The organism is Pseudomonas sp. GW531-T4 (genome assembly GCF_017349615.1).
In the GTDB taxonomy this organism is placed as follows: Bacteria; Pseudomonadota; Gammaproteobacteria; order Pseudomonadales; family Pseudomonadaceae; genus Aquipseudomonas; species Aquipseudomonas chlororaphis_I.
Genome location: NZ_JACMZT010000041.1, coordinates 1 through 11,937 on the forward strand (window position 1 = coordinate 1; position 11,937 = coordinate 11,937).

The following is an 11,937-nucleotide window of genomic DNA, read 5'->3' on the forward strand; positions in this document are numbered from 1 at the left end:
CCTTTCCAGTCACCAGAGAGCAGCGTGCTTCGACTCAAGACCGTCTCAAGCCGAAGGCACCCTTGACCGGCGTTAACGTCCCAGGCTGTTGTGCGTTAGCCGGGTTACCCACTTGCCATGCTGCTCGCCACTCTTCAATGCCCGCAGTTTCTCCGGCAGTTGGTTGAAGTCGAACTCAATCAGCGGTGCAGGTTGCAGCAGTCCTGATACGGTTTGGCTCATCAGTTGTTCGGCGTACTGACGTAGCTGTTGCCAGTCGGCCCGGCTGCCGTAAGCGTGAATGCTGTTGAGGGCCACCTCATGGAGTGAGATCGCGGTGCTGAACGCCGGCAATGGCGTCGTCTCCTGACGATCCTGAATGCACACCAGGTGCCCGTTGTAGCCCAGCAGCGCTGCCAGGCTGCGCGCGTGAGCGCCGCTGACGGTATCGAACAGCGCATGCAGGCGACGTTCCCCCAACCGTGATTGCAGCTCGGTTTGCCAAGTGGCTGCCTGATAGTCGAAGACCCCGACCGCGCCCTGCGCCAGCAACCGCGCATGGTGCTTGGCGGACGCTGTCGCCCACACCCGCAGACCGCGTTGCGCCGCCAACTGAACCAGCAGCGAACCCACTGCCCCGCCAGCCCCCACCACCAGCACATCACGTGCACCTACAACGGGGACTTTATCCAGCGCCTGCAAGGCGGTCAGGCCGGGGCAGGGCAGGCTGGCGGCAACCGCGTCATCCAGTGACTCAGGAACCGGCAGCGCCGCATCGGCATCGAGCAGGCAATACTCGGCGAAGCTGCCATCACGGCTCAGCGACTGGTGATAAGCCACTCGCGTACCGACCTTCAGCGTCACTGCGGCTCCCGCGGCCACCACCACCCCGACGCCATCGACACCAGGCACCCGGCCGCTATGCCAATCGGCATGCCCCCACTCGATGATCTTCCAGTCCACCGGGTTGAGGGCGATCGCGGTATTGGCGATCAACACTTCCTTGGGCCCCGGTTGCGGCAATACCTTGCGGATCAGTTGAAGGCCTTCCAGGCCGGCCCCTGCGGTCCAGCCCCAGGCGTTGTATTCAGTTGGCATGGTGAAACCTCGGCAGTACGAATTCGGCAATTTCCTCGATGGCCTCGGCCACCGGACGTTCGCTGCGCCGCAGATGCAGGCCGACATGCTGCACGCCCGCTTCTCGCAGGGCCTGCAACTCGTCGATCAATGCCAGGCGCCCACAGCGGCCGCCAAAGCGCAGGCGCTGCATGGGGGCGTGCGGGTCAGCGGCGAGGTCCAGGTGGACGAAGCTGATATAGGGTTTGTCGCCACCGACCTCCCGCCAGAGTGCGACGCGTCGGCGGTGCTCCTCCGAGGTGCCCGGATAGGCCAGCCAGCCGTCCATGTGCTCACCGATCCAGGCCGGTGATTGCTGGCTCAGTCCGGCCACCAGCAGCGGTGCGGCTTCAGGACGCTGTGGCAGCAGATGCGCGCCCTCGGGCAAGCGATCCTGCCCCTGGCTGTGCAGCAGCTCGACCGCATCGCGAAAGAGCTCCCCACGCTGGGCGTAATCGACGCCGAACAGCGGATACTCCATCGGCCGGTCACCACTTGCGACCCCCAGCAGCAAGCGACCATCGCTCAACTCGTCGATGCTGTTGGCCGCCTTGAGGGTCAGCCACGGCTGACGCAGCGGCAGGACCACCGCGGCGGTCCCGAGCATGATGTTGTGCGTGATACCGGCCAGGTAGCCGAGATAGGAAAAGGTTTCGAAGACCTGAGCGGCATCGCCGAAATTCGGGTCGTACACCGGCACATCACGTACCCACAGCGCACGAAAGCCGGCCTGGTCCGCCAAACGGGCGAGGGTTGCATGTTGCTTGAGGTCCGGCACGCCGAAGGGGCGACCTGCGATCTGGCGCAGGCGTTGGCCAGCGCTGGACCAGTCGTTGTCCAGCGGCAGTTCCAGGCCGATGGAAAAGTTGTTCCTGCCAAGCAGGCGTTGAAACCGAGGGTGCATGAAGGGCTCCAGCGTCTCGCCCGTGGCAAGACGGTCATAGGGATTACAGGGCAGCAGTATCCCCAGGCCCGGCCCACAGAAAAATGCATGAATCGGAACAACAATCTTGAGCGGGCATCACGAATCGGCCGAATTCTTCATGAAAGCGCCAGGGCGGTTTTTGGTATGGTGCAGCTCGTTTTTCAAGGGACTGACATTCACCCGCACGGACCAGCGTTCACTATTCCACGAGAAGCTGTAGCAATGCCTGAACCGATACCGATCAAGGACCACGAAAAAGAGACGCGGCTGGTCAACAAAAGACTGTTGGCCTGTGCTCTGTTGGTGGTCGCCATCACCTGCACCCTGATCGGGCGCCTGTACTTCCTGCAGGTGGTCGAGTTCGACTATCACTCGACCATCTCCGAAAACAATCGTGTGCATGTGCTGCCCATCACCCCGACCCGCGGCCTGATCTACGACCGCAACGGCGTGCTGCTGGCCGACAACCGTCCCAGTTTCAACCTGACCATTACCCGTGAGCGCACCACCGACCTCAAAGGCGAGCTGGACCAGGTGGTCAGCCTGCTGCACCTGCCCGCCGAAGACCGGGTCCTGTTCGACAAGGCGCTGAAGCAGTCACGCCACCCATTCGTGCCGGTCACCCTGTTCTATGAACTGACCGAAGAGCAGATCGCCGTGCTGGCGGTCAACGAGTACCGCCTGCCGGGGCTGGAGGTCGAGGCGCAGTTTGTGCGGCACTATCCGATGGGCGCGCACTTCGCCCATTCCATCGGCTATGTCGGGCGTATCAACGAGAAGGAAGCCAAGGTCCTGGACTCGGTGGAATATCGCGGTACCCAATCGATCGGCAAGACCGGGATCGAGCGGTTCTACGAGTCCGAGCTGCATGGCCATGTCGGCTATGAAGAGGTGGAAACCAACGCCCAGGGCCGGGTCATGCGGGTGCTCAAGCACACCGATCCGATCCCTGGAAAAAACATCGTGCTCAGCCTCGATGTGAAGTTGCAGGAGGCGGCCGAGGCGGCCCTGGGCGACCGTCGCGGATCGGTGGTGGCCCTCGATCCGCAGACCGGCGAAGTGCTGGCCATGGTCAGCAAGCCGAGCTTCGACCCGAACCTGTTCGTCACCGGCATCAGCTTCAAGGAGTACAGCGCGTTACGCGACTCCATCGACCGGCCGCTGTTCAACCGCGTGCTGCGCGGCCTGTATGCGCCGGGGTCGACCATCAAGCCGGAAGTGGCGATCGCCGGGCTGGATTCCGGGGTGGTCAACGCCTCGACCCGGGTGTTCGATCCGGGTTACTACCAACTGCCGGACGTCGACCACAAATACCGCAACTGGAACCACAGCGGCGACGGCTGGGTGGACCTGGACGCGGCGATCATGCGCTCCAACGACACCTACTTCTACGACCTGGCGCACAAGCTCGGTATCGACCGCCTGCACGATTACCTGGCGATGTTCGGCCTGGGCGAGAAAGTCTCCCTGGACATGTTCGAGGAAGCATCGGGGCTGATGCCGTCCCAGGCCTGGAAGCGCGCCACCCGGCGCCAGCCGTGGTTCCCCGGCGAGACGGTGATTCTCGGCATCGGCCAAGGCTACATGCAGGTCACTCCATTGCAGCTGGCCCAGGCGACGGCGCTGATCGCCAACAAGGGTGTGTGGAATCGCCCTCATCTGGCCAAGACCGTCGATGGCGTGGCGCCGGTGGACGAACACCCGATGCCGAATATCCAGCTCAAGGACCCGGTCGACTGGGACCTGGTCAGCCATGGCATGCAGATGGTGATGCACGCGCCCCGCGGCACCGCGCGCGACGCAGCGGCCGGCGCGCAATACCGCATCGCCGGCAAGAGCGGTACGGCGCAGGTGGTGGCGATCAAGCAGGGCGAGCGTTACAACCGGCTCAAGACCCACGAGCGTCATCGCGACAATGCCCTGTTCGTCGGTTTCGCCCCGGCCGAGCACCCGCAGATCGTGGTGGCGGTGATGATCGAGAACGGCGAGGCCGGTGGCCGGGTCGCGGGGCCGGTGGTGCGTCAGGTCATGGATGCCTGGCTGCTCGACCAGCAAGGCCACCTGAAGCCGCAATACGCCAGCCCCGGCAAGGGGCCGGACGTTCCCCACGCCTGAGTCATTTGAACATCAGGCTGTCCGGCACCTGCTCACGAATACTGAGCATGTGCTGGATGCTGTCCAGGAACAGGGTTTCGGCCTGGCTCATCTTCTGTTCCCGGTGCCACAGCAGCTGGATATCGAAATCCACCACGCCCTCGTCCGGCGGCAAACGCCAGAGCAGCCCTTGCTCGACATTCCGTTTGACCAGGTGGATCGGCAGGCAGCCGATACCGAACCCTGCGCAGACCAGGCGATAAATCTCTTCGAAACTGGTGGAGGAGGCGACGATCTTGCCGGTAAAGCCCTGCTGGTCGCGAAACAGCGTCAGCGGTGACAGGTTGCCCCCCAACTGGTCGCTGGTGAAGCTGACGAAGTTCTCGTTGGCCAGTTGTTGCAGGCTCAGACTCTGCTGGCCGAACAGCCGGTGACGTTGGCCGCAGAAGTAGGCATACCGCTCGCGAAACAGCACCCGCTGCTCCAGCCTGGGCTGCGGCAGACGGCACAACCCGACCCCCAGGGTCGCGGTCTTTTGCAGCAGCGAACTGATGATGTCCGAGCTGCCCATCACCTCGACTTCCAGCTCGATTTTCGGGTGGGCCTCATGGAAATCGGCGAGGAACTCATCGTAGTGCGGCGCCTGCACGCCGCTGACGGTGAGGATGCGGATCTTGCCCACCACGTCGTCGTTGCGGCTCTCCACCACGGTGCCCAGGCGGGAAATATCGCCGTAGATATCGGTGGCGATGCGCAGCACTTCCTCCCCGGTTTCCGTCAGCTCGAAGCGTCGCCCGCTGCGGGCGATCAACACGCAATCAAGCTGTTCCTCCAGGCGCTTGAGGGCCTGGCTGACCGCCGACTGGGTGATGTGCAGGCGCGCGGCGGCGCGGCTCATGCTGCCTTCCTGGCCGATCATCAGGTAGGTGCGCAGCAGGTTCCAGTCCAGGCGATCGTTGAGGAAACGCCGGCCGACCCAGGGGTTGGACGTGGAGAGTGGTGTAGGCATGGCGGCTCCATCTAGTAGCTGTGCTAATAGCAAGGATAAGGATTTGAAAATTGACTAATCCTGGCACGCCGGCGATAAAGCCCACAAGCGCCGCAGAGCGCCGTGATCCAAGCCTTCCGCACCTGCCCAAAACTACAATTACACAGGGTCCTTGCATGCACACCACCCCTCAACCGCGCAGAGCCGCGGCGGCGGCCTTTATCGGCACGACCATCGAGTTCTACGACTTCTATATCTATGCCACGGCCGCGGCCCTGGTCCTCGGTCAGGTGTTCTTTCCCAGCAGCGACCCGGTGATGAGTACCCTGGCGGCGTTCGGCAGCTTCGCCGTGGGCTTCATCGCCCGGCCCATGGCCGGCATGGTGTTCGGCCATCTGGGCGATCGCCTCGGGCGCAAGAAAATGCTGCTGGTGACCATGGCGCTGATGGGCCTGGCCACCACCGGCATCGGCCTGTTGCCCAGCTATGCCAGCGTCGGTATCTGGGCGCCCATCGGCCTGATCGTGCTGCGCATCATCCAGGGCATTTCCGTGGGCGGCGAGTGGGGCGGGGCGGTGCTGATGGCCAGCGAACATGCTCCGGCCAGGCGCAAGACTTTCTACGCTTCCTTTGCCCAGCTCGGCAGCCCGGCCGGCCTGCTGCTGGCGTTGATCGCCTTCCGCCTGGTGACCAGCCTCGACCAGCAGGACTTCCTCGACTGGGGTTGGCGCCTGCCGTTCCTCGCCAGCGGCGTGCTGATGATGTTCGGCCTGATGATCCGCTCCGGCGTGCATGAGTCGCCAGAGTTCGCCAAGGCCCGGGCCAACAATGAGACCGCCCAGTACCCGGTGATGGAAGTGCTGCGCAGCTGCTGGAAGCAGATCCTGTTCGCCGCCGCCGCGGTGACCATCGGCTCGGCCGGCTTCTTCTTCACCAACACCTTCATGATCACCTACGTCACCCAGTACCAGGGTATTTCCCGGGCGACCATTCTCGATTGCCTGTTCCTGGTGACGATCATCCAACTGCTGTCGCAGCCGCTCTCCGCGTTGCTGGCCGAGCGTATCGGCGAGGGGCGCTTCCTCAAGTGGGTGGCGCTGCTGTGCATGGCCACGCCGTACCCGATGTTCCTGTTGGTCGGCACCCAGAACATTGTGCTGATGACCCTCGGCATCGCCCTGGCGGTGGTGATTCTCTCGGCGCTGTACGCGGTGATCGCCGGCTACATGACCCAGGCCTTCCCGGTGCACCTGCGCTACTCGGGGATCTCCATCGCCTACCAACTGGCCTGCGCGGTCGCCGGTGGCAGCACGCCGCTGATCGGCACCTTGCTGGCCAGCAAATTCTCGGGGCAGTGGCTGCCGCTGGCGGTGTTCTTCAGCCTGCTGTCGGCCCTGTCATTGATCGGCGTCTGCGGCCTGGCCCGGCTGCGCGCCAACCCTACCGTCCACCACGCTGCCAAAGAGGTGTATTCGTGAGCAAACCTGAACACATGAGCCCGATTGAATGGCAGGCCCGCTGCGAGCTGGCGGCCCTGTATCGACTGGTCGCGCACTTTCGCATGACCGACCTGATCGACACCCACATCACCCTGCGTATTCCAGGGCCCGAGCATCACTTTTTGATCAACCGCTACGGGGTGATTTTCGACCGCATGCGTGCCAGCGACCTGGTGCGCATCGACCAGCAAGGGCGCATCGTCGATCCACATTACGCCGGGCACCGGGTCAACGCCGCCGGCTTCGTCATTCACTCGGCGATCCACATGGCGCGCCCGGACCTCAACTGCGTGATCCACACCCACACCGCTGCCGGCATGGCGGTGGCCGCGCAGAAACAGGGGCTGTTGCCCATCAGCCAGCATGCGCTGAAGTTCTACGGCAAGCTGGCGTACCACACCTATGAAGGCATCGCCCTGTCCCTGGACGAGCGCGAGCGCCTGATCGCCGACCTCGGCCCGCACAAGGCGATGATCCTGCGCAACCACGGCCTGTTGGTGGGTGGTGCCAGCGTCGCCCACGCCTTCCAGGAGATCCATTTCCTCGAGCGCGCCTGCCAGGCCCAGGTCCAGGCGCTGGCCGGCGGTTGCGAGCTGAACTACCCGTCGCCGGAAGTCTGCGCCCACACCGCCGAACAGTTCGAACGCGACGACGCCGACAACATCATCGAACTGGCCTGGGAAGCCGCCCTGACCCTGATCGAGTCCCAGCGCGAGTCCTATCTGTCATGAGCATCGTGGTGCTGCTGTCCCGCGACAGCCTGTTGCTCAAGCAACTGCAGGCCGCCTTCGCCCGCTGCGTGCCACAGCTGCAGGCGGTACTGGCCGACGACCCGCGTGCCGCCCAGGCACCCATGGCCGCCTGCTGGTTTCCACCCGCCGGCAGCCTGGGGCGTTTGCCCAACCTGCAAGTGATTCATTCGGTGGCCGCGGGCATCGACCACCTGGAACACGACCCTTCGTGCCCGGACCTGCCGATCTGCCGGGTGGTGGACCCGGGGCACCGCCAGGGCATGACCGAGTACCTGCGCTGGGCGGTGATCCACTTTCACCGCGGCTTCGACCGGGTGCTCGAGCAGCAGCGCGAACGGCACTGGGAGCGACCGCTGCAACGGCCGGCGCGGCAGTTCAAGGTCGGGGTCATGGGCCTGGGTTCCCTGGGTAGCGCCATTGCCCTCGACCTGGCCGCCGCCGGTTATGACGTGCGTGGCTGGGCGCGCAGTGCCAAGAGCCTGGCGGGGGTGCAGACCTTCGTCGGGCCGGGGCAACTGGAGCCCTTTCTCGATGAAGTGGAACTGCTGATCAACCTGTTGCCGCTGACTGCCGAGACCCGCGGCATTCTCGGGCGAGACAGCTTTGCCCGGCTGGCCCGCGGCGCGGCGCTGGTCAATGTCGGGCGGGGCGGCCACCTCAACCTCGACGACTTGCGCCAGGCCCTGGCCAGCGGCCAACTGCGCGGCGCCTTGCTCGACGTGTTCGAGCAGGAACCGCTGCCGGCCGATGATCCGCTGTGGACCACGCCCGGGGTCACCCTCACTCCGCACATGGCCTCGGCGGCCTCCCACGATTGCATTGCCGAGCAGGTGGCGGACAACCTGCGGCGCCTGCAAGCCGGCGAGCCGCTGTTGAACGAAGTGGACAGGGCCCAGGGTTACTGAGCGCCCAGGCAGGCCTGCAAGGTTTCGATAAAGACCGTCTCGGCGCGGCTCATGCGCTGTTCACGGTTCCACAGCAGATGGATGTCGACGTCGGCGATGCCGTCGTGGGGCGGCAGGCGCCACAGCAGCCCGGCGTCGACATCGGCCGCCACCACATGCTCGGGCAGGCAGCCGATGCCGTAGCCGGCGATCACCAGGCGCCGCACTTCCTCCAGGCTTGGCGACGAGGCGACGATGCGCCCGCTGAAACCCTGCTGGTCGCGAAAGATGGTCAGCGGCGAGAGCATGCCGCCGATCTGGTCGCTGGTGAAACTGACGAAATTCTCCCGCTGCAAATCGCCTTCGGCCACCTTCTGCTGGCCGAACAGGGCATGGTGCTTGCCGCAGAAAAACGCATAGCGCTGGCGCAGGAACAACCGCTGTTCCAGGCGCGGCTGAGGCCGGCGGTTGAGGCTCAGGCCGAGGGTCGCGGTTTTTTCCTGCAGGGCGCTGACGATGTCCGAGCTGCGCATCACCTCGATCTCCAGGTCGACCCGCGGATGCTGGCGATGGAAGTCGGCGAGGAAGTCATCGAAACGCTCGGAAAAGATCCGGCTGATCATCAGCAGGCGCACCTTGCCGATCACCTCGTCGGCCGGCTGCTCCAGCACGCCGCTGACCTGGGACATCTGCCCGTAGATCTCGCCGGCCAGGTGGAAGATCTGCTCGCCGACTTCGGTCAGGGCAAAACGTGGCCCGCGCCGGGCAATCAACTGGCGGCCCAATTGTTCCTCCAGGCGCTTGAGGGCCTGGCTCACCGCCGGCTGGGTCAGGTGCAGGCGGGCGGCCGCGCGGCTGATGCTCAGCTCCTGGCCGATCACCCGAAAGGTGCGCAGCAGGTTCCAGTCCAGGCGGTCGTTGAGCAGGCGGTCGGGCAGGCGGTTGGACATGGCGCAGGGCTCTGGGTCGAAGGACAGGACTGATAATAAGCAGAGGTAATAATCAGCATAATAAATAGAAAATTGACTAATTATAGGCCCGCGACGATAAATCCCTCCCAGACAGGCGCCGCCAGAGTGCCTCTGCGTTCCCGTTCTCTCCTGCCAGAAAAATAATCAAAGGAGCACGATCCATGAAGCCTTCCGCTTCGCCCCAGCCGCGCCGTGCGGCGGCCGCCGCCTTTATCGGCACCATGATCGAGTGGTACGACTTCTACATCTACGCCACCGCTGCGGCGCTGGTGTTCGGCGCCTTGTTCTTCCCCTCCGACGACAAACTGTTCAGCACCATGGCGGCCTTCGGCACCTTCGCCGTGGGCTTCTTCGCCCGGCCACTGGGCGGCATCGTGTTCGGCCATATCGGCGATCGCATCGGGCGCAAGAAGTCCCTGGTGATCACCCTGCTGATGATGGGCGTGGTCACGGTGTGCATCGGCCTGCTGCCGACTTATGCACAGATCGGCGCGACGGCGCCGGTGCTGCTGATCCTGCTGCGCATCGTCCAGGGCATTGCCGTCGGTGGCGAGTGGGGCGGGGCGGTGTTGATGGCCGGCGAGCATGCGCCCAAGGGCCGGCGCAACTTCTTCGCCTCCTTCGCCCAGCTGGGCAGCCCGGCCGGGTTGATCCTGTCGCTGCTGGCTTTCAGCGCGGTCACCCGCCTGCCCGAAGAAGACCTGATGAGCTGGGGCTGGCGCCTGCCGTTCCTCGCCAGCGCACTGTTGCTGGTGGTGGGCCTGGCGATTCGCCTGGGGGTCAATGAGTCGCCGGAATTCCTCGCCAGCCGCGAGCAGGCGCACAAGGCCCAGCGCAAGGAGCAGGCGCCGGTGATGGAAGTGCTGCAAAGCGCCTGGCGCCCGCTGCTGCTGTGCATCGGCGCCAATACCCTGGGCATCGCCGGGGTGTATTTCACCAACACCTTCATGATTGCCTACAGCACCCAGCAACTGGGGTTGCCGCGTTCGCTGATCCTGGAATGCCTGTTCGTGGTGGCAATCATCCAGTTCTGCATCCAGCCGCTGGCGGCCTGGACCGCCGAGAAGCTCGGCGCCACGCGTTTCCTGTGCCTGGCGTCGTTGCTGGCCATGGCGTCGCCGTACCCGATGTTCGTGCTGGTGAGCAGCGGCCAGGCGCCGCTGATCATCCTCGGCATCGCCCTGGCCGTGGTGTGCATGGCGTCCTTCTACGCGGTGATCGCCGGCTACGTCAGCGGCATGTTCGAGACCCGCGTGCGCTACACCGCGATCTCCCTGGCCTATCAGGTCTGCGGCGCCGTGGCCGGTGGCCTGACGCCGCTGATCGGCACCTGGCTGGCCCACCAGTTCGCCGGCCAGTGGTGGCCGATGGCGCTGTTCTACAGCCTGATCGCGACCATCTCGCTGCTCTGCGTGCTGGCCTTGTCTCGCCGGCATGCTGCCGCCCACCGCCTGGAAATGGCTTGAGTTTTTATCGCATCCGGAGAACCGAAGCATGTTGAAGATCAACGGCGAACGCCTGTGGGCGAGCCTGATGGCCATGGCCAAAATCGGCGCGACCGCCCGTGGCGGCAGCTGCCGCCTGGCCCTGAGCGAGGACGACAAGGCCGGGCGCGAACTGTTCGCCCGCTGGTGCCTGGAGGCCGGCATGAGCCTGAGCGTCGACCCTATCGGCAACCTGTTTGCCCGCCGCCCGGGCAGTGACCCCGACGCCGCCCCGGTGATGATGGGCAGCCACCTCGACACCCAGCCCGAAGGCGGGCGCTTCGATGGCGTGTACGGCGTGCTCGCCGGCCTGGAGGTGGTGCGCCGCCTCAACGATCTGCAGATCCAGACCCGCAAGCCGCTGGAAGTGGCGGTGTGGACCAACGAGGAGGGCGCGCGTTTCACCCCGGCCATGTTCGGCTCGGCGGTGTTCACCGGGATCATGGACCTGGAGACCGCCCTGGCGGTGCGCGACGCCGATGGCATCAGCGTCGCCGAGGCGCTGCACGCCACCGGTTATGCCGGCACACGGCCCCTGGGCGGGGCGGTGGATACCTATTTCGAGGCGCATATCGAGCAGGGGCCGATCCTCGAGGACAACGCCAAGAGCATCGGCGTGGTCAGCGGCGGCCAGGCGATCCGCTGGCTCGACGTGCAGGTCGAAGGCATGGCCGCCCACGCCGGCACCACGCCGATGCCGCTGCGCAAGGACGCGCTCTACGGCGCCGCGCAGATGATCCTGGCAATCGAAACCCTGGCCACGGATTTCGCCCCCGAGGGCCTGACCACCGTCGGCGAGCTGAGCATCGCCAAGTCCTCGCGCAACACCATTCCCGGCCTGTTGCAATTCACCGTCGATTTGCGGCACCACCGCGACAGCGCCATCGCCGCCATGGAGCAGGAGGTGCGCGCGCGGCTTGGCGCCATCGCCGAGCAACGCCAACTGAAGGTGACCATCAGCCCGCACTGGATCAGCCCGGCCACGCCCTTCGATGCCGACTGCGTGGCGGCGGTGCAGCAGGCGGTGGACGGCCTGGGCTACGCTCAACAATCGATCGTCAGCGGCGCCGGCCACGACGCGATTCATCTGGCGCGGTTCTGCCCGACGGCCATGGTCTTCATCCCTTGCGTCGGCGGCCTGAGCCACAACGAAGCCGAAGACGTCTTGCCCGAGGACGTGCGCCAGGGCACCGACGTATTGCTCAACGCCGTGCTGGCCCGCGCCGGCCGGGTCGAATAAGGAGA

10 protein-coding genes are annotated in these 11,937 nt (G+C 65.1%); 6 read left to right on the top strand and 4 right to left on the bottom strand.

The genetic code is table 11. The features are described 5' to 3' along the window. Positions 1 to 72 precede the first annotated feature (72 nt). Together J4D28_RS24965 and J4D28_RS24970 are read right to left on the bottom strand one after the other, a co-directional pair. Positions 73 to 1,077, bottom strand: coding sequence for a zinc-binding dehydrogenase (locus J4D28_RS24965; protein WP_009050039.1), 1,005 nt, complete (start codon positions 1,075 to 1,077; stop codon positions 73 to 75). Then, positions 1,067 to 1,999, bottom strand: a complete 933-nt coding sequence (locus J4D28_RS24970) for a TIGR03571 family LLM class oxidoreductase (protein WP_016702437.1) — start codon at positions 1,997 to 1,999, stop codon at positions 1,067 to 1,069. The genes J4D28_RS24965 and J4D28_RS24970 overlap by 11 nt, the downstream gene beginning before the upstream one ends. 243 nt (positions 2,000 to 2,242) lie before the next feature. Between J4D28_RS24970 and mrdA the strand changes: the two genes are divergently transcribed. After that, positions 2,243 to 4,135 (top strand): penicillin-binding protein 2, encoded by a 1,893-nt coding sequence (mrdA, locus tag J4D28_RS24975; RefSeq protein ID WP_103331665.1) that lies wholly within the window; start codon positions 2,243 to 2,245, stop codon positions 4,133 to 4,135. A gap of 1 nt (position 4,136) precedes the next feature. Here the strand turns inward: mrdA and J4D28_RS24980 are convergent, their stop codons facing one another. Beyond that, positions 4,137 to 5,123, bottom strand: coding sequence for a LysR family transcriptional regulator (locus J4D28_RS24980; protein WP_103331666.1), 987 nt, complete (start codon positions 5,121 to 5,123; stop codon positions 4,137 to 4,139). Positions 5,124 to 5,278: 155 nt separating this feature from the next. Here J4D28_RS24980 and J4D28_RS24985 point away from each other — a divergent pair, with 155 nt between their 5' ends. From J4D28_RS24985 to J4D28_RS24995, 3 genes are read left to right on the top strand one after another with little or no spacing between them, the layout of a single operon-like run. After that, positions 5,279 to 6,580, top strand: a complete 1,302-nt coding sequence (locus J4D28_RS24985) for an MFS transporter (protein WP_009050035.1) — start codon at positions 5,279 to 5,281, stop codon at positions 6,578 to 6,580. Continuing rightward, positions 6,577 to 7,332, top strand: coding sequence for a class II aldolase/adducin family protein (locus J4D28_RS24990; RefSeq protein ID WP_009050034.1), 756 nt, complete (start codon positions 6,577 to 6,579; stop codon positions 7,330 to 7,332). Before J4D28_RS24985 ends, J4D28_RS24990 begins: the two co-directional genes overlap by 4 nt. Then, positions 7,329 to 8,258, top strand: coding sequence for a glyoxylate/hydroxypyruvate reductase A (locus tag J4D28_RS24995; protein WP_103331667.1), 930 nt, complete (start codon positions 7,329 to 7,331; stop codon positions 8,256 to 8,258). The genes J4D28_RS24990 and J4D28_RS24995 overlap by 4 nt, the downstream gene beginning before the upstream one ends. On the opposite strand, the gene J4D28_RS25000 is transcribed toward J4D28_RS24995, so the two are convergent. Further along, entirely contained in the window at positions 8,252 to 9,187 is a 936-nt protein-coding gene (locus tag J4D28_RS25000; protein ID WP_038577371.1) for a LysR family transcriptional regulator, read from the bottom strand. The genes J4D28_RS24995 and J4D28_RS25000 overlap by 7 nt on opposite strands. A 182-nt stretch (positions 9,188 to 9,369) precedes the next feature. Between J4D28_RS25000 and J4D28_RS25005 the strand changes: the two genes are divergently transcribed. Together J4D28_RS25005 and J4D28_RS25010 are read left to right on the top strand one after the other, a co-directional pair. Beyond that, positions 9,370 to 10,674, top strand: coding sequence for an MFS transporter (locus J4D28_RS25005; protein WP_009050031.1), 1,305 nt, complete (start codon positions 9,370 to 9,372; stop codon positions 10,672 to 10,674). 28 nt (positions 10,675 to 10,702) lie between these two features. Beyond that, a complete protein-coding gene (locus J4D28_RS25010) occupies positions 10,703 to 11,932 on the top strand; it encodes a Zn-dependent hydrolase (protein ID WP_103331668.1) in 1,230 nt (409 codons plus the stop codon). Positions 11,933 to 11,937: the final 5 nt, after the last annotated feature.